At 55.7% G+C, this 25,553-nt stretch carries 27 protein-coding genes and 1 other RNA gene; 12 read left to right on the top strand and 16 right to left on the bottom strand.

Annotated elements, in window-relative coordinates; translation table 11 throughout:
* Nucleotides 1–7 precede the first annotated feature (7 nt).
* The 5 genes from frr to AC2FIM_RS02090 form a co-directional block, all read right to left on the bottom strand.
* Nucleotides 8–571: a ribosome recycling factor gene (gene frr, locus AC2FIM_RS02110; RefSeq protein ID WP_142633921.1), complete on the bottom strand. Its 564-nt coding sequence runs from the start codon at nucleotides 569–571 to the stop codon at nucleotides 8–10.
* 186 nt (nucleotides 572–757) lie between these two features.
* Nucleotides 758–1,753, bottom strand: a complete 996-nt coding sequence (gene acuI / locus AC2FIM_RS02105; protein ID WP_142633922.1) for an acryloyl-CoA reductase — start codon at nucleotides 1,751–1,753, stop codon at nucleotides 758–760.
* Nucleotides 1,754–1,838: 85 nt separating this feature from the next.
* Complete coding sequence (locus AC2FIM_RS02100; protein ID WP_271947026.1) at nucleotides 1,839–2,942, bottom strand: dimethylsulfoniopropionate demethylase; 1,104 nt, start codon at nucleotides 2,940–2,942, stop codon at nucleotides 1,839–1,841.
* A gap of 140 nt (nucleotides 2,943–3,082) precedes the next feature.
* Nucleotides 3,083–3,787, bottom strand: a complete 705-nt coding sequence (locus AC2FIM_RS02095; protein WP_142633927.1) for a DUF1326 domain-containing protein — start codon at nucleotides 3,785–3,787, stop codon at nucleotides 3,083–3,085.
* Nucleotides 3,788–3,791: 4 nt separating this feature from the next.
* Nucleotides 3,792–4,514 carry a DUF2182 domain-containing protein gene (locus AC2FIM_RS02090; RefSeq protein WP_416383909.1) on the bottom strand — a complete coding sequence of 241 codons (723 nt, stop codon included), beginning with the start codon at nucleotides 4,512–4,514 and terminating at the stop codon, nucleotides 3,792–3,794.
* A gap of 156 nt (nucleotides 4,515–4,670) precedes the next feature.
* On the opposite strand from AC2FIM_RS02090, the gene AC2FIM_RS02085 reads away from it, so the two are divergent.
* The 7 genes from AC2FIM_RS02085 to AC2FIM_RS02055 all read left to right on the top strand — a co-directional run bounded on the left by AC2FIM_RS02085 (nucleotide 4,671) and on the right by AC2FIM_RS02055 (nucleotide 9,411).
* Entirely contained in the window at nucleotides 4,671–5,405 is a 735-nt protein-coding gene (locus tag AC2FIM_RS02085; RefSeq protein WP_142633929.1) for a FadR/GntR family transcriptional regulator, read from the top strand.
* A 7-nt stretch (nucleotides 5,406–5,412) separates the two neighbouring features.
* On the top strand, nucleotides 5,413–5,775 hold the full coding sequence (locus tag AC2FIM_RS02080; RefSeq protein WP_271947018.1) for a DUF4345 family protein: 363 nt from the start codon (nucleotides 5,413–5,415) through the stop codon (nucleotides 5,773–5,775).
* A gap of 37 nt (nucleotides 5,776–5,812) precedes the next feature.
* Nucleotides 5,813–6,158, top strand: a transfer-messenger RNA (tmRNA) gene (gene ssrA, locus AC2FIM_RS02075).
* Nucleotides 6,159–6,258: 100 nt separating this feature from the next.
* Nucleotides 6,259–6,690 (top strand): ester cyclase, encoded by a 432-nt coding sequence (locus tag AC2FIM_RS02070; RefSeq protein WP_142633933.1) that lies wholly within the window; start codon nucleotides 6,259–6,261, stop codon nucleotides 6,688–6,690.
* 129 nt (nucleotides 6,691–6,819) lie between these two features.
* Nucleotides 6,820–7,623, top strand: coding sequence for a chromate resistance protein ChrB domain-containing protein (locus AC2FIM_RS02065; protein ID WP_496675492.1), 804 nt, complete (start codon nucleotides 6,820–6,822; stop codon nucleotides 7,621–7,623).
* The gene (gene chrA / locus AC2FIM_RS02060) at nucleotides 7,620–8,876 is read left to right on the top strand and encodes a chromate efflux transporter (RefSeq protein ID WP_281994651.1); all 1,257 of its coding nucleotides are present in this window, start codon (nucleotides 7,620–7,622) and stop codon (nucleotides 8,874–8,876) included. The genes AC2FIM_RS02065 and chrA overlap by 4 nt, the downstream gene beginning before the upstream one ends.
* 76 nt (nucleotides 8,877–8,952) lie before the next feature.
* Entirely contained in the window at nucleotides 8,953–9,411 is a 459-nt protein-coding gene (locus AC2FIM_RS02055) for an SspB family protein (RefSeq protein ID WP_281972137.1), read from the top strand.
* Nucleotides 9,412–9,445: 34 nt separating this feature from the next.
* Here AC2FIM_RS02055 and AC2FIM_RS02050 read toward each other — a convergent pair whose 3' ends face one another.
* Nucleotides 9,446–10,009 carry a hypothetical protein gene (locus AC2FIM_RS02050; protein ID WP_281972138.1) on the bottom strand — a complete coding sequence of 188 codons (564 nt, stop codon included), beginning with the start codon at nucleotides 10,007–10,009 and terminating at the stop codon, nucleotides 9,446–9,448.
* Nucleotides 10,010–10,215: 206 nt separating this feature from the next.
* Here AC2FIM_RS02050 and fumC point away from each other — a divergent pair, with 206 nt between their 5' ends.
* The 4 genes from fumC to AC2FIM_RS02030 all read left to right on the top strand — a co-directional run bounded on the left by fumC (nucleotide 10,216) and on the right by AC2FIM_RS02030 (nucleotide 12,669).
* Nucleotides 10,216–11,610, top strand: coding sequence for a class II fumarate hydratase (gene fumC / locus AC2FIM_RS02045; RefSeq protein ID WP_142633942.1), 1,395 nt, complete (start codon nucleotides 10,216–10,218; stop codon nucleotides 11,608–11,610).
* On the top strand, nucleotides 11,610–11,786 hold the full coding sequence (locus AC2FIM_RS02040) for a DUF4169 family protein (RefSeq protein ID WP_496675477.1): 177 nt from the start codon (nucleotides 11,610–11,612) through the stop codon (nucleotides 11,784–11,786). Before fumC ends, AC2FIM_RS02040 begins: the two co-directional genes overlap by 1 nt.
* On the top strand, nucleotides 11,783–11,998 hold the full coding sequence (locus tag AC2FIM_RS02035; RefSeq protein WP_142633946.1) for a ribbon-helix-helix domain-containing protein: 216 nt from the start codon (nucleotides 11,783–11,785) through the stop codon (nucleotides 11,996–11,998). Before AC2FIM_RS02040 ends, AC2FIM_RS02035 begins: the two co-directional genes overlap by 4 nt.
* Before the next feature lie 68 nt (nucleotides 11,999–12,066).
* A complete protein-coding gene (locus tag AC2FIM_RS02030; protein ID WP_496675474.1) occupies nucleotides 12,067–12,669 on the top strand; it encodes a DNA-3-methyladenine glycosylase I in 603 nt (200 codons plus the stop codon).
* 6 nt (nucleotides 12,670–12,675) lie between these two features.
* Here AC2FIM_RS02030 and AC2FIM_RS02025 read toward each other — a convergent pair whose 3' ends face one another.
* From AC2FIM_RS02025 to AC2FIM_RS02010, 4 genes are all read right to left on the bottom strand, one after another.
* A complete protein-coding gene (locus AC2FIM_RS02025) occupies nucleotides 12,676–13,557 on the bottom strand; it encodes a fructose bisphosphate aldolase (protein WP_281972141.1) in 882 nt (293 codons plus the stop codon).
* A 72-nt stretch (nucleotides 13,558–13,629) separates the two neighbouring features.
* Nucleotides 13,630–14,979 carry a cytochrome P450 gene (locus AC2FIM_RS02020; RefSeq protein WP_496675470.1) on the bottom strand — a complete coding sequence of 450 codons (1,350 nt, stop codon included), beginning with the start codon at nucleotides 14,977–14,979 and terminating at the stop codon, nucleotides 13,630–13,632.
* A complete protein-coding gene (locus AC2FIM_RS02015) occupies nucleotides 14,976–16,190 on the bottom strand; it encodes a hypothetical protein (protein WP_271946991.1) in 1,215 nt (404 codons plus the stop codon). Before AC2FIM_RS02015 ends, AC2FIM_RS02020 begins: the two co-directional genes overlap by 4 nt.
* Nucleotides 16,191–16,253: 63 nt before the next feature.
* Nucleotides 16,254–17,006: a cytochrome c biogenesis CcdA family protein gene (locus AC2FIM_RS02010; protein ID WP_271946989.1), complete on the bottom strand. Its 753-nt coding sequence runs from the start codon at nucleotides 17,004–17,006 to the stop codon at nucleotides 16,254–16,256.
* A 105-nt stretch (nucleotides 17,007–17,111) separates the two neighbouring features.
* Here AC2FIM_RS02010 and AC2FIM_RS02005 point away from each other — a divergent pair, with 105 nt between their 5' ends.
* Entirely contained in the window at nucleotides 17,112–17,345 is a 234-nt protein-coding gene (locus AC2FIM_RS02005; RefSeq protein WP_271946987.1) for a sulfurtransferase TusA family protein, read from the top strand.
* 45 nt (nucleotides 17,346–17,390) lie between these two features.
* Here the strand turns inward: AC2FIM_RS02005 and AC2FIM_RS02000 are convergent, their stop codons facing one another.
* The 6 genes from AC2FIM_RS02000 to AC2FIM_RS01975 form a co-directional block, all read right to left on the bottom strand.
* Entirely contained in the window at nucleotides 17,391–20,126 is a 2,736-nt protein-coding gene (locus tag AC2FIM_RS02000; protein WP_142633959.1) for an Rne/Rng family ribonuclease, read from the bottom strand.
* Between the two features lie 506 nt (nucleotides 20,127–20,632).
* Entirely contained in the window at nucleotides 20,633–21,967 is a 1,335-nt protein-coding gene (locus AC2FIM_RS01995; RefSeq protein WP_142633961.1) for a sigma-54-dependent transcriptional regulator, read from the bottom strand.
* A 12-nt stretch (nucleotides 21,968–21,979) separates the two neighbouring features.
* On the bottom strand, nucleotides 21,980–23,758 hold the full coding sequence (locus AC2FIM_RS01990; protein WP_496707814.1) for a sensor histidine kinase: 1,779 nt from the start codon (nucleotides 23,756–23,758) through the stop codon (nucleotides 21,980–21,982).
* A 36-nt stretch (nucleotides 23,759–23,794) separates the two neighbouring features.
* Nucleotides 23,795–24,463 (bottom strand): phosphoribosylformylglycinamidine synthase subunit PurQ, encoded by a 669-nt coding sequence (purQ, locus tag AC2FIM_RS01985; RefSeq protein ID WP_271946978.1) that lies wholly within the window; start codon nucleotides 24,461–24,463, stop codon nucleotides 23,795–23,797.
* A 22-nt stretch (nucleotides 24,464–24,485) separates the two neighbouring features.
* Nucleotides 24,486–24,716, bottom strand: coding sequence for a phosphoribosylformylglycinamidine synthase subunit PurS (gene purS / locus AC2FIM_RS01980; protein WP_271946975.1), 231 nt, complete (start codon nucleotides 24,714–24,716; stop codon nucleotides 24,486–24,488).
* A 95-nt stretch (nucleotides 24,717–24,811) separates the two neighbouring features.
* On the bottom strand, nucleotides 24,812–25,471 hold the full coding sequence (locus AC2FIM_RS01975; RefSeq protein ID WP_271946972.1) for a MarC family protein: 660 nt from the start codon (nucleotides 25,469–25,471) through the stop codon (nucleotides 24,812–24,814).
* Nucleotides 25,472–25,553 lie beyond the last annotated feature (82 nt).

The following is a 25,553-nucleotide window of genomic DNA, read 5'->3' as shown; positions in this document are numbered from 1 at the left end:
CCCGGTCTCAGACCTGCATGATTTCTGCCTGCTTGGTCTCAAGCGCGGCATCTACTACCTTGATCATCTGGTCGGTTAGATCCTGCACTTCGCTTTCCCAGAACTTCTGGTCATCTTCGGACATACCGTCAGCCTTGGCCTTCTTGATCTGATCCATCCCGTCGCGGCGCACATTGCGGATCGAAACGCGCGCGTGTTCGGCATATTGTCCGGCGACTTTGCCCAACTCGCGACGGCGTTCTTCGTTCAGTTCCGGGATCGGTAGCATGATGATCGTTCCGTTAAGCTGAGGGTTGATGCCCAGCCCACTTTCGCGGATCGCTTTTTCCACTTTGCCGACCAGCCCTTTATCCCAGACATTGACCGTTACCATACGCGGCTCGGGCACATTGACCGTTCCCACCTGGTTGATCGGCGTCATCGAACCATAGGCATCGACCATCACCGGCTCGAGCATCGAGGCCGAGGCGCGCCCGGTGCGCAGCGATGCAAATTCGGTTCTGAGGTTTGACATTGCGCCGTCCATGCGGCGTTTCAGGTCGTCTGTGTCCAGTTCGAAATCGTCAGACATTCTGCTCACTCCCCGTCTTCAGGTACTGTTTGCATGGCTCATAAGCCATTCAATTTGGGATGTATAGCAATGATGGTCCGTATTTACGCCATTGACCAGAGGTGTTTGCCGGAATTCCGCGAACCTGCAGCCACAAAATTAACCGACCGCAAATCAATGCGGTCGGTCAGACATATTCATTCCGGATCAGGCGTTTACGTCTACGACAACACGACCTTTTACCTGACCTTGCAGGATATCCGCCCCTAATTGGGGCAGATCGCTCAGCTTTGCGGGATGGATCATCGCCTCAAGCTTGTCCATCGGAAGGTCGGTTGCTATCCGCTGCCAGGCCCGCAGCCGATTTTCATAAGGCTGCATCACGCTGTCGATGCCCAAGAGGTTCACACCGCGTAAAAGGAACGGGATAACAGTTGCCGGAAGGCCCGCGCCGCCAGCCAACCCCACGGCCGAGACCGAGGCACCGTATTTCATCTGCCCAAGAACGCGTGCCAGCATTGCGCCGCCAACTGCGTCCACACAGCCAGACCATGCCTCGCTTTCCAGGGGGCGCTTAGTTGTCTCGTTCAACTCTTCGCGTGGCACAATGGTCGTGGCGCCCAAAGACTTCAGGTAATCGCTGGTTTCCGGCCGTCCGGTGACGGCTGCCACTTCGTATCCCAAATTGGCAAGAATCGCCGTCGCGACCGAGCCGACACCACCTGCCGCGCCCGTGACCAAGACCGGACCGTGCCCCGGTTTCAGCCCATGATCCTCAAGCGCCATAACCGCCAGCATCGCGGTGAACCCAGCGGTTCCGACGGCCATCGCCTGGCGGGGCTCCAACCCATCGGGCAGCGGAACCAACCAATCGGCACGGGCATTGGCTTTTTGTGAGTACCCACCCCAATGCGCCTCACCGACACGCCAACCGGTCAGGACCACTTTGTCACCCGGTTTATATCGCTCATCCGAAGACGACTCGACCGTCCCCGCATAGTCGATGCCAGGAACATGCGGATAGCTGCGTACCAGCCCCCCGCCTTTGGGCGACAGGCAAAGACCATCCTTATAATTTACCGTTGAATACTGAACCGCCACGGTAACCTCACCCTGCGGCAAATCCCCTTCCGAAAGCTGTTGAACCGAGGGGCTGGCCAGCCCGCTTTCCTCGTCTTTTTCCATCACCAGTGCGTTGAACATCAAAATGTCCTCCTGTTTTGGACGTCAGAGTAAAGCCCCGACCCCGTGTAATAACCTGTTTCTGAACCCGATGCGGTGTTTTCGATCAGACCCAGAATTTTTCCCGTACAGTCGCCTCACGCATACCGTCGGGCGTTTCGACCTCTATCTTCGTGCCTTCGTCCCAATGGCTGAGCTTGAGCATCCCAATGGAAACATTGGTGTTGAAATCCGGAGACCAAGCGGCAGAAGTGATTTGACCGACCCGTTTCCCCTGCGCGTAAACCGACCAAGGAGCAACGCAGGCCCCCACCGCCGGCCCAGCGATTTCAATCGGACGGATTTGCTGGATCGGCCCTTCTTTTGCGACCCGCAACAACGCGTCCCGGCCAATGCACCCAATCGCCGTGTGTGTGTTACAGAACTTGCCCAGGCCACATTCATGTGGGGTGTTGTCGTCGGTCATATCGTTTCCGTAGGACAGCAACCCAGCCTCAATGCGTTCGATCAGGTTGGGACAACCTGCGCGTACGTTCAAATCCTCGCCTGCCGAAAACAGCGCATTCCACAGCGTCATTCCGATATCGCTGCCCTCGACATAAATCTCGAACCCGCCCTGCTTTGAATACCCTGACCTGGCGATGGCCAGATCGCGGCCCGCAAACTCGAACATGTCGAACTTGAAAAACCGGATGTCTTTGACGCGCTCGCCAAATACACGAGACATCAGTTCATCCGCCATGGGCCCCTGTACCGCCAAGGGTGAGACGTCTGGCTCATCCACCAGAACATCCAGCCGATAGCCGTTCGCGATTCCTTTGACCCATAACAACAAATCGCTATCCGCGATTGAGATCCACCAGCGGTCCTCGGACAGTTTCACCGCAACCGGATCATTCAACATGCCTCCGGTCTCATCAACGATAGGGACGTAATAGCATTGGCCGGGCAACATGCCTCTCAAATCGCGTGGCGTCAGCATTTGCATAAGGCGTGCCGCGTCGGGACCTCTGAGTTCGACCTGTCGCTCACACGAGACATCCCAGACCTGCACATGCTTTTTTAAGTGCCGGTAATCAGCCTCGACGCTGTCGAATACAGTTGGCAATAGCATCCGGTTATAAACCGTGAATGCCTTTACGCCTGCGGCTTCGACCCCTTCAGAAAAAGGTGTGCGCCGCAACCGGCGAGAGAAGGAAATATTGGCCACTTAAGCCTCCTCGGGCATAATGCCAGATCACAATTCGAAGCCTGCGGTCCCGTCAGAATCTGGTGCAACAGGCCGCGATGGCGTGTCTGGCGATTAAAAATTTGGATCACGTATTGCACGTAATCCTTTGTGATTACGTATTATTTCGGCCCCTGCCAGTCGATTGGACAAATTTCTGCGGATTTTCCACCGAAATCCCAGACCCGACCGTAATCGCGGACCTTGGATTTGGTGCCGCGCGCCACGATAATGTCCGGTCCCATCCAGTATTTCGAGTTTGAGACCATCACCGGATGCTCAGGGTCTTTGCCCGCCAACATCTCGATTTCGCCCTGGATTTTCCGACCAATCATGATGCGGCGCTTGGTCCCGTCGCGTTCGATCTGAACCGGAGCACGTTCGGCCCCGATAATTTCGCTGACCAGCATGGTAAACAAGCCGGTCGTGCCCCCGGCCTGACCGCTGAATATCTGGAGCAACCCGTTATAGGCCTTACCGCTGGCCCGTTCGTCGACATAGGCGGCAACTTTCCACTGCCCCTCACCCATGCGACCCGGAATATCGACCAGAAGGCCAACATTGAGGCCCGACAGGTCCTCGCCCTCGAAATGGCCTTCATCGATGACAATTCCCATCCAGGCATGACAATGACCCTCGGTCGGAGGATGCGCGCCCAGCGATACGACACAGGGGCAGAACAGATCGCACGAGCAGTTAAGGATCAGCTCTCCTTTGATCGCCCAATTCGTCGGGCTCATCTCACGCCGCTTGGGGTTGGGCATGCGGCTGTCGATACGTTGGCTGATCGGCAGGCGATCTGCCTCTGGTTTTTTGTTCTTAGCCAATAGCTTATCCTCCATAGATAAAGGGGTACACGAGCAAGGCACAGCCGCCCGCGATAAGAGCAAATCCCAGCGGTCGTGTAATCACGTGACCGATCTGGGGTAGTTTTTCGAGAACCATGAAAAAGGTAGCTAGACCCATCCACAGCAGGCTCATGACGCCTCCCACAAAGCCGAGCGCCATAAAGCCCCAACAGCATCCAACGCAAAATGCGCCAAGTCCAAGCCCCATGCGAAATCCACCCGCGAACCCGGTTTTCCAGTGGCTAAGAAAGTAGGTCATCGGCGCATGGCAGACCCCATGGCACAGCTCTTTGGCGCGGGTGAACTGAAAGGCGCCGACGGCAATCATCAACCCGCCCGCAACAAACCCGGATTTCGCAATGCCCAGCATGTCTACAACACCACCAAACAGCAAAACCAACTGCACCCCGGTAATGAGCGCGGCAAACCCGACCCAGACCACGAAATAACCCACCAAGACACCAATCCAGCCGGACCGCGTCCCGTTTGCACTGCGGATCAGATCATCATAGCTGCGCAAAGTTGGAATAATGGTCGGCAACATCATCGCAGCCATCATGATGGCCCACATCCAAAACAGCGGGCCGAACTCTGCCATGGGCATATACATGTCCATCCTGGGATCCATTGCGCGCATCGCCTGCCCCATTGCTCCGGGACGACCGATCCAGTCCAGATCCATGGCGCGGTTCATCACGAACATCATCCACCACGCCCACAGGATCAGAGCGTAGAATCCCAACCAAAATCCATTTCGTAGAACCGCGCGATTCACTTGTCCCTCCCGACTCAGTCCTTGCAATTCAAATGTCAGACTTTTAAATGTCAGACAAATGAAATTTTGCCTGCGGTCCTGCTCAAAATGAAAATCGACCCCAAGAAACCCGCTGATCTTTCGGTTCAGATCGCCCAATCAATCCGCGATGCAATCATTTCAGGTCGGTTGATTGTCGATGAACGCCTGCCTTCTGAAGCGGAACTGTCCGACCAGTTTCAGGTGTCCCGACCAACCGTGCGTGAGGCCCTTAAACGCCTTGCGGCACAGTCCCTGATCCGCACCCAACGTGGCGCGACTGGCGGCGCATTTGTCAACCGGCTGAGCTATCAGGATGCGTATTCCCAACAGATCACCACATCCACGTTGCTGCTGTCCATGAATGCGGTCAGTTTTGAAACGGCTTGCGAGGCTCGGTATTCGCTGGAACGCGCCTGCGCTACTTTGTCAGCCGAACGCAGGACGGCGGATCATCTGGCGACGATGCGTGCCGAGATATTTCGGCAGGCTCAACCCGGGCTGACAGACGAAGCCTTTTGCGCCTCGGATGTGACCTTTCACCGGGCATTGGTCGATGGGGCCGGCAATCCGGTGTTGTCCTATCAACTGGCCGGCGCCGTCGAGGCGATGCAGCCTTTGATGAACATGATCACGTTTACGGCGCGGTCCCGAGAAGAGATCATCGTGTTGCACAACCAGATTGCCGATGCTTTGGATCGGCGGGACGCTGCTGCGGTAGATTCAGCACTGGTGGATCTCGAAGCTTATACCCGTAAGCTTGCCCTGGACGTTGCCAAACAGCGGCGCAAACCAACCGAATGAGGGTACAATGACGTCGATTTTGAATGTTGCAGCGGCGGTTCTGACAATCGGTTTCGGCCTCTTTGGGTTTCTCGCGCCCGCCTGGACCGCGGCCTCGCTGGATCTGGCACCCACGAACAGCACGATGGGTCTAAGCGAAATGCGAGCTTCGGTCGGTGGACTTTTTGTTGTCACCGGAATTGCGGTCATTTGGCTGAACACTCCCATGGCCTATGCGATGTTGGGCGTTGTTTATGCCGGCGCAGCCTTGGGCCGGTTTGTTTCCGTCATTCTGGATCACCCCCCTTTGATCAAAGCGATGACATTTGGGGGAATCGAGCTGATATTGGCGCTGTGGCTGATATTGGCAAACATTAACCGACCAAGCTAAGGCGTTATTATATAATCCGTCTTTTCGTTGAAGTATGGGGTTTGCTTTCCCCATGTGGCTCACCTATATAAGGGATGTCCTTCGGGACTATGGACATAAACGCGCTCGTAATAAGCGGATCGGACCCGGGGGCGGTACCCGGCGGCTCCACCAACATCCTTCATTTGAGGATCGCGGGGCCGAAATAGGATCGACGAACGTCTAAAGGGGTTAGCTTTGTCTCGGCGGGGTGCCACCGTACCGGCCCAAACAGTACAATTGCAAATGACAATCGTGCTCCGGTTGCAGTTGCTGCGTAAGCAGTAGCAAGACCGAAACTTAAGCCCTTGCGCCTAGCAGCGTAAGGCGGGGTTCGCAGGTACCTGGCAACAGAAACCTGCATTTTCCCTTAAATGTCTGCTGTTTAACCCTGTCTGTGTTCACGTTCAGAGTTTGTTCACTCATTCGCGTCATGCTCGGCCCGTGAGGAAAAGGAGAGCTGGGATGTCACACGCAGATATACTCAGAGAATGGTATTCAGAGGTTTGGGAAAACGGAAATACCGATGCGATTGATCGGTATTTCGCGCCGGAAACAACAGCCGAAGGACTGATTCCGGAAATGCAGGTGGGGGCCGATGATTTTCGGGATCTGGTCATGGCGTTTCGCCACATTCTGGGAGATATCCATGTTGAGCTGCCCAAAATCATCGAAAATGGCGATTGGGTATCGGCGATATTGCAGGTCAGCACAACACGCGCCGATAACGGCGCACCACTGCAGGCCTCTGGCAGTATGATTGGCCGCATTAAAGAAGGTCGTATCGTCGAGGCGTATAATCAGTTTGACTTCATTTCCCTATTTGAACAGCTTGGTCAGTTTCCCAAGGACACCCTGCCCGTATGCATGACTGGTCAACGGCTGGACTGGGCCTAGGAAATGGGCTCGCAATCTTGACCCCGACCGGCCTGTCGCGGTAGCAAAGCCTATGGGGTAAGATTGCGAACGCCCCGTGAGGCGACAGCCCAAGTTTCGCATGTATCCGTCGATCACAGGAGACATGCCATGCCTGCGCCTAATGCTATCACACCGAAACAACTGTTACGTCTGATCGGAACGTCCCGGGCGCCTGTTCTAGTGGACATCTGCACTGACACCGATTTTGAACAGGACCCTTATCTGATACCGGGCTCGGTTCGTCATCCGGCGAAGGATCTGGATGGGCTGAAGGGGCTCATCGCTAACCGCCCCTGCATCATCATTTGCCAAAAGGGCAAAAAGCTGAGTCAGGCCGTTGTTTCCTGGCTGAGGAGTGAAGGCGTAGCCGCTGAGTATCTGGAAGGCGGCATGTATGCTTGGCGCGAGACGCCCGATGCACCGCGCATCCCATTTGCAGATATACCAGCGTCTCCTTCACTCTGGGTAACGCGCCATCGGCCTAAGATTGATCGCATTGCTTGCCCCTGGTTGATCCGGCGTTTCATCGACCCCAACGCACGTTTTCTGTTTGTTGCCCCATCCGAAGTGGCAAAGGTATCCGAAGTCTTTAACGCCACCCCGTTCGATGTTGAGGGCGTCCGCTGGAGCCATCGTGGGGATAACTGCACATTTGATGCTTTGGTAAAAGATTTCCAGCTTGCTACGCCCGCAATGAACAGGCTTGCGACAGTTGTCCGGGCCGCGGATACGAACAGGCATGATCTGGCGCCCGAAGCAGCCGGGCTTCTTGCGGTCTCGGTGGGGCTATCGCGCCTATATAAAGACGACCATCAGGCCATCGAGGCCGGGATGCATCTGTACGATGCCTTGTATCTCTGGGCCCGCGACGGGTTTGATGAGAAACATGATTGGCCGGCAGTCGAGAAATGAGCACACCAACATATCCTGAACTCATCCGAGTGTTCGGCCGCATTGGATTGCTGTCCTTCGGCGGCCCGGCAGCCCAGATATCATTGATGCATCAGGAACTCGTCGAAAGGCGTCCCTGGCTGGACGAAGAAACCTATCTTCGGGCTCTGTCGCTGTGCATGTTGCTGCCCGGCCCCGAGGCGATGCAGCTTGCAACCTATTCCGGCTGGCGTCTGCGCGGCGTCTCGGGCGGTATGATCGCAGGCAGCCTGTTTGTTCTGCCCGGTGCGATCATTATCTCAGCATTGGTGGCACTATACGCGGCCTATGGCGCGCTTCCTCTGGTGCAGGCCGCGTTTCTCGGCGTCAAAGCTACGGTGATCATCATCGTGCTACAGGCCCTGCGAAACCTGTCCCGCAAAGCGCTGTCGGACGTCTCACATCGTGCGATCTCGGGCCTCGCGTTTCTGGCAATCTTTCTGTTCGACCTCCCCTTCCCCGCGATCATCGCGGCGGCAGCCCTTTGGGGGTATCTGAGCTTCAACGGCGTCGCCGCCCGACCGGTCGACACCCCCACCCCGCGCCTAAGCGAAGTGCTGCGGAACGCGTCGATCTGGTTGGTTCTGTGGCTTGGCCCGTTGTGGCTGTTAAGTCTTTCTGGTCAGAAACTTCTCAGCGATCTTGGCTGGTTCTTTGCCCGCCTCGCAGTTGTGACATTTGGCGGGGCCTACGCTGTTCTAGCCTACATGACGCAGACCGTTGTGGATCAGTATAACTGGATATCCACAGATCAGATGATCGACGCGCTTGGTCTGGCGGAAACGACACCGGGGCCTTTGATTTTGGTAACACAATTTGTCGCTATGCTGACCGGTCAGATCTCGGGCGGATCGATGCTGGCCATCGCCGCAGGTATCGTTGCACTTTGGGCAACATTCGTTCCCTGCTTTCTGTGGATATTCCTCACAGCCCCCTATCTTGACCACATCGCTGCGCGGCCCCGGTTATCGGCGGCCCTGCAAGGTATTACCTCTGCTGTGGTTGGGGTGATTCTCAACCTATCCGTGTGGTTTGCCCTGAATGTGCTGTTTTCAGAACTGCCAAATAAAACCTTTGGACCAATCAGCCTGCCCTGGCCTGAATTGACCTCATTGGATGTGAAAGCTGCTGTGCTGACTGTCTTCGCCGGAGCGTTGATTTTTAAACTTAAATTCGGCATGGCACTTACGCTAATGGTTATGCTAGCTGCTGGCACCGGCCTGTTTTTTCTCTGAACAGTCAGCGTGTAACCGGCCTTTCGTTTCCAAAGGAATCCCTTATGCTGAGGGAAGCCACTTTTGAGGATGACACATGTCGCAAGACATCGACTATGGGAACCTGATGCACACCGCCATGCGCGGGTTGATCAAGACGGTTCTGACCAGCGTTTCAGAAAATGGCCTGCCGGGTGCGCACCACTTTTTCATTACCTTTGATACCAGGTGTGACGGCGTGGAAATTGCCGACTGGCTGCATGATCGTTATCCGGAAGAGATGACTGTCGTGATGCAGCATTGGTTCGAAAATCTTGAGGTCGGCGAAAGCGGATTTGCCATCACGCTCAACTTTGGCGACGCGCCGGAACCTTTGTACATCCCCTATGCCTCGATCAAAACATTTGTCGACCCCTCTGTGGAATTTGGCCTGCGTTTTGAAAGCCCGGATGAAGAGGATGACTTTGATCCGATGGACGATGAGATAATCGAGGTCGAAGAAGAACCGCAACAGCATGACGCTGATGTCGTGTCGCTGGACAGCTTCAGAAAATAGTATATGCGCTGGAAAGCCTCGCGGTTCGCGGGGCTTACTCTTTCGTCAGGAACGTCTCTACGGAACGTGATTTGGTACCGTTGCGGAAACGGGAAAATGACAGGTTCAGACCGCCTTCAGCCAGCGTTCTGTCATATTGCTGCAGCTCATAGCCGCCATTTTCTGCAATGAACAACGAAAACACGGTCAAAGTTTGACCCTCAATCCGGCCCCAGACGAACGGTTCCCCCTGCATCGGGTCAAGCGGAACTTCATGGCCGAATACATTGCGCTTCATGGCCGCGGAAAAGATGTCCGATCTGTCCGAGGTCTGAAAATCAATCGAGAATGCCTGTTCCTTGACGCGGCCATTCAGTTTGTAAGTTGTCGTCTTCCAACTAACATTGAACCCGTTCTTCAATTCCTGGATTGACACACTCATATCACGAGGTGTTTCGGTCCCGTTTGCATCGACAACATTGGCAGACCCAACGTAGCTGCCAACAAAGGGCTCAATATCTGCCGCATGAAGCGGATTTACCGCCAAGGAGGCCCACAGAACGGTGGCAAAGGAATATATAATGAATTTCAGGCATGTGGTCGGGTGATTCAGACGCATTGCGGCCTCCGGCGTGCTCTGACTCTATAGTAGCTCACCCACCGGCGCGTACAATGGTGGTGATGGCGAATGCGACGAGAAAAATGACGCAGCTCTGCGCCTATACCTTTGTCAGGCATAAGTTTATGGTGCGCGCAACTGGCCGATTGCACCGCGACGCTGCTGACTGTAATTGGCATGCAATGGTATACATGACGGAGTGACCGATGTCTCAAACCCGCACCGAATCCGACAGCTTTGGCCCGTTGGAAGTTCCCGCAGACAAATATTGGGGTGCACAGACCCAGCGTTCGATTATGAACTTCCCGATCGGATGGGAAAAACAGCCTGTGGCCATCGTGCGGGCATTGGGTGTGATCAAAAAAGCCTGCGCCATGCAGAACAAGTCGACAGGGAAACTGGACGCGCGGATTGCGGATGCGGTGATTCAGGCCGCGGGTGAGGTTTTTGAAGGTAAGTTCGACGACAACTTTCCGCTGGTCGTCTGGCAAACAGGATCCGGCACCCAGTCGAACATGAACTCGAACGAGGTTATTGCGAACCGGGCTATCGAAATCCTGGGTGGTACAATCGGCACAAAAGACCCGGTTCATCCGAACGATCATTGCAACATGGGCCAGTCCTCGAACGACACGTTCCCGACGGCCATGCATATCGCCACAGGTATGAGCGTTCGGGACGTTCTGCTGCCGGGTCTGGAAAAGCTGGCCTCGGGGCTGGAGCAGAAGGCCGAAGAATTCAAAGACATCATCAAGATCGGCCGGACCCATACGCAGGATGCCACGCCGCTGACACTGGGTCAGGAATTTGGCGGCTACGCCCATCAAATTCGTCAAGGTATCGCACGGGTCAACGCCGCGATGCCGGGAATTTACGAGCTTGCCCAGGGCGGAACTGCTGTTGGTACTGGCCTGAACACTCAATCCGGGTGGAGCGAAGCGGTCGCTGCGAACATGGCAGATATCACCGGCCTGCCCTTTGTTACCGCTCCGAATAAGTTCGAGGCGCTGGCCGCCCATGATGCGATGGTTTTCCTATCGGGTGCTTTGGCGACCATTGCTGGCAGCTGCTATAAAATTGCAAATGATATCAGACTTTTGGGATCTGGACCGCGTTCTGGTCTGGGCGAATTGATCCTGCCTGAGAATGAGCCCGGATCGTCCATCATGCCAGGCAAGGTAAACCCAACACAAGCCGAAGCACTGACTCAGGTCGCAGCCCATGTCATGGGCAATGATGCCGCCATCAAATTCGCCGGCAGCCAGGGACATTTCGAACTGAATGTCTATAACCCCATGATGTCCTACAATCTTTTGCAGTCGATCCAACTGCTTGGTGATGCCACAGACAGCTTTACCGAGCGGATGTTGCTGGGCATTCAGGCCAACGAACCACGCATCGAAAAGCTGATGAAGGAATCGCTCATGCTGGTCACCGCCCTTGCCCCAACCATCGGGTATGACAACGCCACGACCGTCGCCAAGACCGCGCATAAGAATGGCACCACCCTCAAGGAAGAGGCCATCGCGCTTGGCTTTGTCGACGCCGAGACCTTTGACGCGGTTGTGCGTCCCGAACAGATGATCGGGCCAAAGGACTGATGGCTAACCCGGTCAATCTGAACCGGTACAGAAAAGACAAAGCGCGGGCCGAGAAAAAGGCCCGCGCCGACCAGAACGCCGTGTCATTCGGGCGCAACAAAGCCGAGAAAGACGCAAGTAAAAAACACCTGGAAAAGTCGCGGCGCGACTTGGATGGGCACGAGATCGACAAATGAGTGGACGTCCCATCAAACGCTCATTGACGCTTAAAGGTCATCGAACCTCGGTATCTCTTGAGGACGAGTTTTGGAAATCCTTTCGTGCCATTGCAGCTGATAAAGATATGGCAATCAATGCCTTAGCTGCGGAAATTGATTTTAACCGTGACCCTGAGGTTGGATTGGCTTCGGCAATACGCGTTTATATTCTGAACTGGTATCGCGGCTGACTTTCCGTTCTTGATTTGGCCTCTGGAAAATGCCTATGCTCATACTAGAACAAAAAGGGAACTTAGTGATGAGCGAAACAGTTACCGGCCCAGACGGTCAACCGCGTTGTGCATGGTGTCAGTCTGCGCCAGAGTTTTTCGACTATCACGACAATGAATGGGGCTATCCGGTCAGCGACGATCAGCGTTTGTTTGAGAAGCTGTGCCTTGAAAGCTTTCAGTCCGGCCTCAGCTGGCGCACCATTCTTTCCAAACGCGAGAACTTTCGAAAAGCATTTAAACATTTTGATTACAACGCAATAGCGAAGTTTGATGAGGCAGATGTCACCCGTCTTTTGCTGGATGCAGGCATTGTCAGGCATCGCGGAAAGATCGAAGCAGTCATCAACAACGCCCGGCGTGCCCAGGAGCTGGTGGCAGCTGAGGGGTCGATTGCAGCTTATGTCTGGCGCTATGAGGCCAGTTCACCGCCAGCGCCGCAAACAGCCTCAACTTCGGCTGAATCTATTGCCATGTCCAAAGACCTTAAAAAGAGGGGATGGAAGTTTGTGGGCCCGACCACGGTTTTTGCATTCATGCAGGCCATGGGTCTTGTAAACGATCATGCGACCGAGTGTTCTATGCGGGAAAAAGCGGCGCAGATGCGCCGCGATTTCACTAAACCGAAATAGCGCAGCTTAGGCAGAGGCGCGAGAAATCTTATCGATATTGCTGCCGAGGGCCGTATTGAATTCGGCATCTGACTGCTTTTTCGACAGTCCTTCGGTCAGCGCACGAGAGAAAGACGCAATCATCTTGCTATTCTGCGCCAGCAGATCACAGGCTTGTTCGGTCGAATATCCGCCGGACAGGGCTACGACCCGCAAAACTCTGGGGTGGTCAGCCAGATCGTCATACAGATTAGCCTGGCTGGGGATGGTAAGCTTAAGCATGACATCCTGACCATCATCCAACTGATCTAGGTTCTGCAAGATTTCCGATTTTAGAATTGCTTCGGCTTCGGCTTTGGTGGTCGAGTTGATGTTCACCTCGGGCTCGACAATCGGAACCAACCCGGCGGCAACGACTTCACGCGCCACATCGAACTGCTGAGCTACAACGTTTGCGATGCCTTTGGCGTTGGCCTCATGGATCACGGAACGTTCCTTAGTGCCGAAAACGCCTTCGGCTTTAGCCAAAGTGTCGGCCAGACCGGGGATCGGTTTCATGACCTGAACGCCATCGGCCTCATCCTCGAGGCCCTTGTCGATCTTCAGAAACGGAACAATGCCTTTTACGTTCCAAAGAAAATCTGCGACTTTGCGGCCATCAATCTCTTCGCCGAGCGTGCGTTCGAACAGGATCGCGCCGATGACTTTGTCGTTTGTGAAGCCATCCGCCAGAATGATACGCGCGCGCATCTTCTGGATTTCGCCGAACATCTCTGCGTCCGAGCCGTATTCTGACGCGTCTACCCCATAAAGCGCCAGCGCCTTGGGGGTCGAGCCGCCACTTTGGTCCAGTGCTGCAATAAAACCGGCACCGTTGGACATCTGCTCGCGCTGTTGTGTTTTGGACATATGACTTTCCCGTTCGAAATGATTCCGCGTTTTTCAACCGCATACAGCATGGAGCATGCCGATGGTAGTTTGTTAGCGCTCAACCAGGCGCAACCAAATTCCATCTTTGGATCTGACGGTCAGATGAGCCACCGGAACCGGCTCTGGCATGTCCGAGATTTCGAACCTGAACTTCCGCAGTAGTGACGACAGCAATAACGGACCTTCGACCATTGCAAAACCGGCACCGATGCAAATGCGCGACCCGGCCGAGAATGGGATGAAAGCCTCTCTGGGACAACTTTCCTCATTGCCCTTGGCCCAGCGGGACGGGTCGAACCCGTCGGGGTCTGCCCACAGACGTTCGTGCCGATGCAGGTGCCATGGGCTGATGACTATCTGCGAGCCTGGTTTAATCGCCCGGCCCCTGAAGTTTTCGCGGCATGTGGCCTCTCGCACCATCATCGGGACCGGAGGGTACAGGCGCAGCGTTTCGCGAAACACGTCGCGGCTGAGCTTCAACAGCGATACGGAGGTAAAATCGGATAGGTCCAGCCCTTGCGCCTCGGCCGCCAGCTTGTCCTGCCAATCCGGGTGGGTCGCCAAAAGGTACAATGCCCAAGCCAACGAAGAAGCGCTGGTCTCGTGGCCTGCCAGAAAGAAGATCGCCACCTGATCAGCCATCTCCTGCGTGTCAAAACACTTGCCGGTCTTGGGATCAGCCGTTGTCATGATCTTTGTCGCCAGATCATGCGGCGCCTGCCCGGCCTCAATCATCCTCGCGCGTTGAGCGGTCATTTCGGTGATCAGCATCCTGATTTCACGCGCGGTCTTGCGAGTTTTTCTGGAATGTAGCCGCGGCATCCATTTGGGCAGAGGCAGAAACGCCGCCAAATTCAACAGCGGTTGCTCTCTTTGATAGGTTCGGAATTTCTCAAAAACCTGAGACGCAACACGGTCTTCAATCGGTACAGAAAAAAGCGTTCGAAAGATCACATCCGCGGCGACGTGACTGGTAACCTCTTCGCACTCGATGACAGAACCGGCCTGCCCGCGCAAACGTGCGACGCAGGCCTCGGCCGCCTGTACCATGGCCGGATAGGTATCTTTCAGGCGCCCGCCTTCAAAGGCCGGATCGATAACCCGGCGCTGGCGTTTCCAGTTTTCACCATTGGTTAGAAAGACGGAATTTCCCAGTAATGGCCGCAGACCCTCGCCAATACGGTCTGATTTCGGAAAATCATCGGGGCGTTTTTTCAGAACGGTTTCAACAAGCTCTGGTTGGTTCGTCAAATATGACCGAAAGAACGGCGTCTTAAACTCGGCCATCCACGCGCGGTACAATCGCTGTGGCTGCGCCGACAGGATGTCCTTGCGAAACAATCTGAAATAGCGCCACAGCGAAACTTTGTTTGGCCGCGATGTGGGCTTTGGCGGGGTCATGCTTGCACCGAAACATACTTGGATACAGATCGCACAATCCGGGATCCCGAAGGTTTGCGATCGGCGAACCGATGCCCAAGCGACAGAGGCCCGGCAGTCACGCGGAAATAATCGTACCTGTCCGGGTGATCAAAGGCGCAGAGATATTGGAAATGCAGTCTGAAAAACCGCCACCTCAGGGCGCGCCACCGTTCTGCTGACAGCGTTTGCGTAAACGCGGCAGATAACACCAAAGGCCAGCGCTGATCGGCATCCGCGACCCCGCTTACAGCGACAGGATCACACAGAGCGAATGCGCAGCCGTCCCCGGGTGCAGAAATGTCGACCCAAGCCAAGTCTTCGCATTTCGAAAGAAACCTCAGGTCCGCGCGCAGATCATATGCGTTGGGCAGGAACGAGACCATGGGAACCACCTGCCCCAATGTCAGAAAGGACAGCTCTGGCCCGTCTGTGCCCACCCGTCCGGATCGGATCAGATCGGCCAGAACCGTGACACCCAGATGAGCACCGGAACTGTGGCCGACGATCAGAACCTCATCCGTCTCATCGGTAAGAGCTGCGGCAATCGCATTTGTGAACTCCGATAGGCGTCCGGCCAATTCAGGTGGCGTTTTACCGCCTGAAGCCGCTGAATAGGCGTAATCGTGCATCAGGTAATAGACGAACAGCTTGTTGTCGATTTTCCGGAACCACAGCATCAGCACATAGGCAACACCAATAGACAGAACCAACGCCACCAAAGACAGGACCGGCGCAAGCAGAACTGTCAACCCGATGACCACAGCCATTGCGACCAAAAGCTGTGCGATCAGCATCACGATCGGATAAAGAGCGGCTATCACCGGTCCTTTGCGCAATCGCATCAGGCGCCATAACACTCCGGTCGAGATATAGATCCATGCCGTACGCAGCATCTGCAGATAGGTGGCCGCAATCGAGTTCGACATGCTGGAGCGTACGATGTCGGACCAGACCAGCACCTCGACGTCTGTGTGAACTTCAGCCCCGTCCTGAACCGAATGGACGTGCCATCCATACAAGCCCTCTCCGGTTTTGGGCGAGACCGAGATTTCATACCCTGAAATAGCCGCCTGTCTTGCGCTTTCACTGCGGTAAAGCTCGCGATAGCGCCGTGGGGGGATCGGGTCATATCCGGGAATATAGAATACCCTACGCCGTTTCACTCGAGGCTGATTTGTCTGACTGCTCATGGTCTTACCTTCTGCGACGCAGGTTAGCGCAGCATTACAGCCAAAGTAAGTCAGATAAGAGGGTTACCCAAAGTTTGCCAGCGCCGGGAAGGCTTCCAACAGCCACCAGCTGAACTCAGTGAACAGGCCGGTGATCAGCATGATACCAACAAACAGCAACAGGCCACCCATGATCCTCTCGATCAGTGCCATATGGGGCTTTATTCGGTTCATCACCGACATGGATCGGTTCAGGAACATCGCGGCGAGCAGGAAAGGTATGCCAAGACCCGCTGCATAGACGCCCAGCAACAATGTCCCACGTGCGACGGATGCCTCGGAGGCAGCCAGCGACAGGATCGCACCCAATTGCGGGCCGATACAGGGCGTCCAGCCAAAGGCGAAGGCCAGACCCAGAATATAGGCCCCAAAGACAGACCCGCCGCTGTCTCCGGCTTCGATCCGGGCCTCGCGGTCAAGGAATGGGATGCGGAAGACGTTCAGAAAATGCAGGCCAAAAACGATGACCACCGCGCCTGAGATCTTGGCGAACAGCACCTGGTTTTGCAGCACGAACGCCCCAAACGCCGAAGCCGTGAAGCCAAGCAACAGAAACACCGTGGACAGCCCCATGACAAAGAACAGCGCCGAAAGTGTCGCCTTTCTGCGTGCACGGGCCTCATCCTGCATCTCGTTGATCGTGACGCCACTCATATAGGCGAGATAGGGCGGCACAATCGGCAGCACGCAGGGCGATAAAAAGCTGATCAACCCACCGAGCAATGCGATGAACATGGCGGGCAACAGCCCTGCGTCAATGATATCAATTCCGAACATGTTTCAGCACATATGTCATGAAGTCGTCCGCGTCACGGGGCCATTCGGTCACATCCTCGTGGTTGCACGCTGGACACCGTCTGAAAGTGGAAATATCTCAGGTACATGTCAAACCAAACCGAGACACTGGACGCGTTGGGGCTGCTGTGCCCTCTGCCCGTCCTGAAGGCCCGTAAACGGCTCAAGTCAATGCCCGCGGGAGCGGTCTTGAAAGTGCTGGCGGATGATCCCGCTGCAGTCATTGATGTTCCACATTTCTGCATGGAAAGTGGACATCGCTTGCTGTCACAGGAAGAATCTGACGGGCACCAGGTCTACACCATCCAGAAGTCCGTTTGAGGCTTGTCAAAGAAAAAGGCGGGCTCTGAGGCCCGCCTTTTCAAGTTATTGGCCCAACGACCACCAACCGCGCCGTTTTGGCTTGGCAGGCTCCGATGGCGTTTCCGGTTCATCCGCAACCACTTCCAGCACAGGCTCTGTGACTTCTACTGCTGGTTCCTCAGTGGCTTCAACCGCAACAACCTCTTGAACAGGCTCTGCCGCTTCCGGCGTTTCTTCTGTCGGCACGGCAGTTTCCGAAACCGTTTCCTGTTTCGGTGCTGCTTCGGCTTCGACAGTTTCGATTTCTGCCGGAGCTTCCGTTTCAGCTTCGACCTTGGCCTCTGGTTCAGCTTTGACGACCTGTTCGGTTATCGTCTCGGCATCTTCGGCGTCCTTCTTCTTGCGACGCGGAGCCCGGCGGCGTTTAGGCTTGGCAGGCGCTTCTTCCTGCGTCTCTTCCACCGCTACTACGGCATCTGTTGCAGGTTCTTCCACAGCTTCTTCGGACGCTTCAGCTGTATCTTCATCAGCCTCCTGCCCGTTAGAATCCTGCCCCTCGGCACCACCATTGCCCTTCTTGCGACGACGCCGACGGCGCTTGCGCTTGGGTTTGGTTTCATCTTCAGCCTGCGGCGTTTCTTCTTCGACGGTCTCTTCCTCAGAGGCGTCGACCATTTCCATCAGCGTGGCATCAACCGATACAACCGGCGCACTGGCTTCGGGAACAATCCGGCTGGCGGTCTTGAACTTCTCCATCGAGAAATCAGGGCTTACCAGATGCACATCCCCTTCGATGCGAACCGACAGACCATAGCGCGCCTCAATCTGTGCGATATGCTCGCGCTTTTGGTTCATCAGGAAGTTGGCGATACTGACCGGGCAGCGCACCAGCACCTCGCGTGAGCGACGGCGCGTGCCTTCTTCCTCGATCTGGCGCAGAATGCTCAGCGCCATGTTGTCATCCGAACGGATCAGGCCGGTACCATGGCAGGCCGGACAAGGCTGTGTCGTTGCCTCCAACATACCGGGACGCAGGCGCTGTCGGCTCATTTCCATCAGACCAAAACCAGATATGCGACCAACCTGGATGCGCGCACGGTCTGTTTTCAGTTTTTCTTTCAGGCGTTTTTCGACAGCGGCGTTGTTCTTCCGCTCGTCCATATCGATAAAATCGATGACGATCAGACCGGCCAAATCACGCAGGCGCAACTGGCGAGCCACCTCTTCGGCGGCCTCAAGGTTGGTCTTCAGGGCCGTTTCCTCGATCGAGCCTTCTTTGGTTGCCCGACCCGAGTTCACGTCGACCGCCACAAGCGCCTCGGTCACGCCGATCACGATATAGCCACCCGATCTCAGCTGTACCGTCGGGTTGAACATCCCCGCCAGATAGCTTTCCACCTGATAGCGCGCGAACAATGGCAGCGCGTCTTCGTACCGCTGCACATTCTTGGCGTGCGACGGCATGATCATTTTCATGAAGTCCTTGGCGATGCGATATCCGCCTTCGCCTTCGACCAGAACCTCGTCGATGTCGCGATTATAGAGATCGCGGATCGACCGTTTGATCAGGTCGCCTTCTTCATAGATCTTCGCAGGCGCGATGGATTTCAACGTCAGCTCGCGGATCTGTTCCCACATACGTTGCAGATATTCGTAATCGCGCTTGATTTCGGATTTGGTGCGTTTCGCCCCGGCGGTCCGAATGATAAGACCCGCCCCTGTCGGGACGTCGATCTCAGCCGCAATTTCCTTAAGCTTTTTGCGATCAGGCGCGTTGGTAATCTTACGGCTGATGCCGCCGCCCCGCGCGGTGTTCGGCATCAAAACACAATATCGGCCAGCAAGTGACAAATAAGTGGTCAGAGCTGCACCTTTGTTGCCACGCTCTTCCTTGACGACCTGCACAAGCAGAACCTGGCGTACTTTGACGACTTCTTGAATCTTGTACCGGCGCGCGCGCGGTTTGCGCGGTGGACGGATGTCTTCGCTGTCATCTTCGTCGGCAACCGACTCAATGGTCTCGTCTTTTGCGGTGGCGTCCGTACGGGTGTTTTCTTCTTCGTCGTCGCCAGCCTCGTCAGGGGCGTCCTCGGCGTTGGCTTCAGCGCTTGTCGCGTCATCCGCGTCCGTCTCAGTCGCGGTGCTTTCCTGCGCCTCGGCTTCTTTGTCCGTGCCTTCCTGATCAGCGCTAGCATCTGATTGATCGACTTCTTCCGCAGGCGCGTCTTCAGTTTCTGCGGTTGCTTCTTCCGCCTCCGGTTCGTCCGTCGGCTCTTCTACCGGAGTTTCTGCCACATGATCGGCCGGAGATGTTCCTTCTTCTACAGAAGGATCATTGGCCTCATCGCTCTCATCCAGGTCAATCGTTTCCATGCCTGTGGGTTCGGACGAGACTTCGACCGATTCCACTGCATCATCCGATTTGATATCGGCAGCCTTGGCGCGCGAGCGCGAACGGCGTCTTTTGGGCTTGGTTTCCTCAGCCTCATCACGCGCACGCATTGCCTCGGCATAGGCGCGCTCTTCTTCCATCAGAGCTTCGCGATCAGCGACGGGAATCTGATAATAGTCGGGATGAATTTCCGAGAACGCCAGAAATCCGTGGCGATTTCCGCCATAGTCAACAAAAGCTGCCTGCAGCGAGGGTTCGACCCGTGTAACTTTTGCTAGATATATGTTGCCAGCAAGCTGACGTTTGTTTTCGGATTCAAAATCGAATTCCTCGACCTTGTTTCCGTCAACCACCACGACGCGGGTTTCTTCCGCGTGGGTGGCATCGATAAGCATTTTCTTAGCCATGTTTCCTTAGTGCACCGCGCCAAACGCGTTGTCCTAACCCGTCCAGGAGGATGGGTGCTTTTGGGGTGGTGTCTTGTCAGGGCGATTTCAGACGGCGCGCTGCAGGGTCTGGCACTATGGCCCCCTGCCCGTACACTCAGTCGTTGCGCGCGCGTCATCGCGGTTCTTCTCCGACAGGCGCGAACAACCGCTGCCTGCCCATTTATTCCTTTCGCCCGCTTTTCTGCGGGCTCAGGCGTTCAATCACCCCGTTAAGGGGCACAATCGGTCTGCTTGGCCAGTGTGGGACTTGGTCTCCACCAGTGGCGTAGCAGCGAATCTCAAAGATCGGGACTTTTCGGCGTCAAATCCGCCCAACCCGTCTGGTTACAATAAAAGCAGTCCTGTGGAAAAGACAATGGGCAAACTGCATTGAAGACCCCGACCACCGGTCGGGATCTCGTTATCCAGCTAAAAACATCACTTGGTATCACCCAAAGGGCGACAAAGGCATCGCCTCAAGCCCGTCACAGGTAATCGGAACGTTGCAGGCCATATTTGGCCATCTTCTCATTCAATGTCCGACGCGGCAGGCATAGTTCATCCATAACCGAGGCAATCGACCCCTTATGTCGCCGCATGGTATTGTCGATCAGCATCCGCTCGAATGCCTCGACATATTCCTTGAGCGGCTTGCCTTCGGTCGTCATCACGGGCTGCATTTCTTCGTGATCAGACATCAACAGAGACGCGATCGTCCCCGATCCGCGACGGGATTGCAGCACGGCACGTTCCGCGATGTTTATCAGCTGCCGTACGTTTCCGGGCCACGGCGCTTGCAAAAGCTGAGCTGCCTCTTGCGCACTGACCTGAGGTGCATCGCAGCCGTATTCTTCAGCGAATTGCTCGCTCAGCCGTGTGAACAGGGTCAGAATGTCTTCACCGCGCTGACGCAGCGGCGGCATTGTGATCCGCAATGCTGCAAGCCTGTAGAACAGATCAGGGCGCAGAACGTCCTCGCTGGTTTTCCCAGCTTCCTGCAGGTTAGAAATGGCGACGATGCGGGTTTCGGCAGGTGTGCCCTGATCGTTCATGACACTCAGCAGTTTCGCCTGAAGCGTATCGCTGAGCGCCTCGACATCCTCCAGAACCAGAGTTCCACCCCGGGCTTCCTCAATCGCGGGCAACTGGCTGTCTTCTGGCATCATCGGGCCGAACAGACGCTTTCCCAAGGCCTCTTCTTCGAGAGCAGCACACGAAACCAGAACAAATTTTTTGCCAGCGCGACTGCCAACAGCGTGCAACGCATGTGCAACCAGGGTTTTCCCGGTGCCGGTTTCTCCGTCGATCAGAACATGACCGTCAGCCTGCCCCAGATCCAGAATATCCTCGCGCAGGCGCTCCATCACGGGGCTGGCACCGATGAGCTTGTTCATAATCTGAGTGCCACCGGACAGCTCGCGGCGCAGGGCCCTATTGTCCAGCGTCAACCGGCGGGCATTGCTGGCACGTTTGGCCAGTTCGGACATCCGATCCGGGTTAAACGGCTTTTCGAGGAAATCAAACGCACCCACGCGCATGGCCTCAACCGCCATTGGCACGTCACCGTGGCCGGTAATCATGATCACCGGCAAGGTGCTGTCCGCGCCCATCAGCTTTTTCAACAGCTGGATACCGTCCATACCAGGCATCTTGATGTCCGATATGACGATACCCGGATAATCCGGACCCAGAACTTTCAGTGCATCCTCGGCACTGGAAAAGGTTTCAGTGTCATATCCCGACAGTGCCAGCCATTGGCTGATCGACTGGCGCATGTCCTGTTCGTCATCAACAATGGCGATTTTCATGGCCTGTGCCATATTCATTCCTCGTTATTCAGCGGCCTCAAGGCCATCGCTTCCAAGTATCGGCAGTTGCATCTCAAACACCGCGCCACCGTGCTGGCTGTTGCGCGCGGTCAGCCGTCCCCCATGGTCGTTCACGATACCGGATGAGATGGCAAGCCCCAGACCGACTCCATCGCCGGGTTGTTTGGTCGTGTAGAACGGCTCAAACAGGTTTTCGATGTCTTCAATCCCATAGCCATTATCGCGTACAGTCAGCACCGCCTGGTCACCCGCGGCCAGTATGATTTCAACATCCGGTTCCGATACAGACTTGGTGGCGTCCAAGGCATTACGCAAGAGGTTCACCATAACCTGTTCGATCCGCATGCGGTCGCCCATGACTAGTACGGTTTCTTCCGGCAGTATCTGCGTAATCTTGACGTGCCTTTGACGCAGTTGCGGCTCCATCATGGAGAGGGACGAAGCGAGCGCTTCGCCAAGGTTAACTGGTGAAAACGCATCCGCACCCTTGCGGGCATAGGACTTGAGCTGGCGTGTTATTGCGCCCATTCGTTCAATCAGACCGTCGATGCGGCCAAAGCTGGCCAGCGCCTCTTCGGGGCGGTTCCGTCGCAGCAGCAAACGCGCGCCGGCAAGATAGGTCTTCATTGCAGCCAAAGGTTGATTCAGCTCGTGGCTGACGGCCGCAGACATCTCGCCCAGGGCCGCGAGTTTCGAGCTTTGGGCCAGCGTCTGCTCGGCTACTTCCAGCGTCTTTTCAACCCGTTCCCTCTCAGCGATTTCCCGCTGTAGCCTTGCGTTCAATGCGCGAAGCTCTGCCGACTCGCGCTGGAACAAGGCCATTCTGAACGTGGCCCTACGGCTGAGCGCATAGAAGGCAAGCGCCAACAGAATCGCAAAACCCATGATTTCCAATGCAAGAACGCTGTTTACCTTCTCACGGATCGAGGCGTAGGTGGTGAACGAGGTCATGGTCCAGCCGCGGAATGGAATGCGTGTCTCCATGCGGATCACCGCCTCGCCCTGCAAATAGGCGTCGGGGGGCAGAGCCGTCCAATCGGTCGTGGCCCTGATAGCGCGCTGGATGGCACTTTGCGGCGGCTGCCGCAGCATGGCAGCCCCCTCCTCTACTCCGCGCCATTGCGGTTCAGTCGACAGAATAATGGTGCCCGTACTGTCAGCGACCAGAACAGCATCGGAGATCCCTGCCCAGGCGCGTTCGAATTTCTGCAGATCAACCTCGACAACGATGACACCAAGGATGTCCGACGAGGCCTCCATCCGGCGCGAATAGATAAAGCTGTAACCACCGGATTCCTTTTCAATCACGGTGAAGATGGTCGAGTTTGACCGAATGGAATCTACAAAATACGGCGCGTTTCTGTGCGTCTCGCCCAACCGGTTGCGATCAGTTGCGGCAACAGATCGGCCATCCCGGTCTAAAAGCATCAAGGACGCGGCGCCTATCTCTTCGACAAAAGAAATAAGTCGCTGCGTGGACAGTGTAAAATCGCTGGATTGCAACGCCGAGATCAGCGTCGGATCCCGCGCCAGCAGCTGCGGCACAATCGCATTTCTGCGCAGCTCGCTCAGCAGGTTCCCGGAATACAGAGCAAGGCGCAGCTCGGCCCGGTTTCGCGTGGATTCAATAAACCGATCCGTCAGCAGACTGTTGGTTATCCATATCGTCGCAACCGTTGCCAGCAAAAGCACCAGAACAGCCGCGCGTAAAGGCCAGCCAAGAGGCGCAGCGCGGAGCGGTCTGAACAGTGCAGACCAGATAGAGCGTGTGTCGGAACTCATTCCCGAAAGTTACGCGGGCTAAGATGCAAGCTCAAGTCACGCAGGTGCGACGATGCCCGACAATGCGCGAAACAATGCCGTTCCATCCGTGCCACCATGCCCTTCGTCTGCCGCTCGTTCGGGATGCGGCATCATACCAAGAACACGGCGGTTTTCAGACAGAATGCCCGCAATGTCGCCAACCGAGCCGTTCGGATTCTCGGTATAGGTGAATGCGATCCGGTCGTGATCCCTGAGCGTGGACAATGTAGCCTCATCCGCGAAATAGTTTCCATCATGATGCGCAATCGGAATGCCGATCACATCGCCAGCGTTATAGCCTTGGGTAAAGGCGCTGTCGCTGGTTGCGACCTTCAGGCCTACGGTACGACAGATATATTTCAGGTTCGCATTGCGCAGCAGAGCGCCAGGCAGAATTCCGGTCTCGGTCAGGATCTGAAACCCGTTACAGATACCAACGGCGTATCCGCCCCGCTCGGTGTGGTCGACCACGGCCTTGCAGATCGGGGATTGTGCGGCAATCGCTCCGCAGCGCAGGTAGTCTCCATAAGAAAACCCGCCGGGGACACCGACAATGTCCACGCCCTTGGGCAGAGCGGCATCTTTATGCCAGACCATGTCTACCTGGAACCCGGCCTGTTCAAAGGCAACGGCAAGATCCCGATCACAGTTGGAACCGGGGAAAACGATGACAGCTGCGCGCATGGCTAGCCCTCCTGCAAGCGGTTCAGACCAGTTCGATCTCGTAGCGTTCGATGACCGTGTTAGCCAACAGTTTTTCGCACATCTCGGTGACGTCCGATTCCGTCGCACCCTCGGCGAGTTCAAGATCAATCACCTTGCCCTGACGGACGCCTTCGACCTGTTCAAAACCCATGGCACCCAATGCGTGGCGCACCGCTTCACCCTGCGGGTCAAGTACCCCGGTTTTCAGCATCACATGCACACGTGCTTTCATTTACTGCAACTCCAGCTGAGGGCCGGTATTTGAGGCCCGTTCCGTTGTGCGCGGGGATAGCGCGACTGTCGGCGTTCGACAACCCTTGTCAGCACCTACCCGGACCCCTTTAGCGCGGGATAATGCGTATCTATTGCGTTGAAGGTCCCTGTCAGAACCATTTCAACCGCTACGGCAACCAAAATGATGGCCATAACACGGGTGATCACATTGATCATTGTCGGCCCAAAGAACCTGGAAATAGGGTCAGCGAATAACAATCCCAGCCCGACAATAGCGCAGGCAATCAAAACGGCCGCCCCCAATGTTACTACCTCGGCGCCGTCGGGCAAACTATGCGCGAACACAATGGTTGTCGCGATAGTGCCGGGCCCAATCGTCAACGGGATAGCCAGGGGAACAACCGCAATGTTCTTCTTCTGCGCGCCATCTTTAACGGCTTTCTGATCGCTTTCTGACCGGTCAGACGCGTTCAGCATCGACATGCCAACCCCAAGAATGATCAACCCACCAGCGATGCGAAAAGACGGAATGTCGATACCGAAAAGCGCCAGAATTTCTTCGCCGATCAGTACCGAAATCAGTGATACAATCACAACCGTGGCTGTCACAACCATTGCAACGCGTTTACGTTCTGGCGGGCTGTACCCCTCGGTCATGCTGAGGAAGATCGGGATGCCGTATAGCGGGTTGAAAATCGCCAGCAGCGCAGCGAGGAACTTTAAAAATACTGCCTGATCAAATAGCTCGGCCATTTTTGTTCACCCGATTACGCTTGTTCAACAAACAATGCCGGACAAGCTGCGGCCCTGTCAAATACCCGATCTCAAATAAAAA

It is taken from the genome of Ruegeria sp. CDSC052 (genome assembly GCF_059610685.1).
Note: the sequence above shows the minus strand (reverse complement) of the source record. Positions and strands in the feature narration are given on the sequence as shown.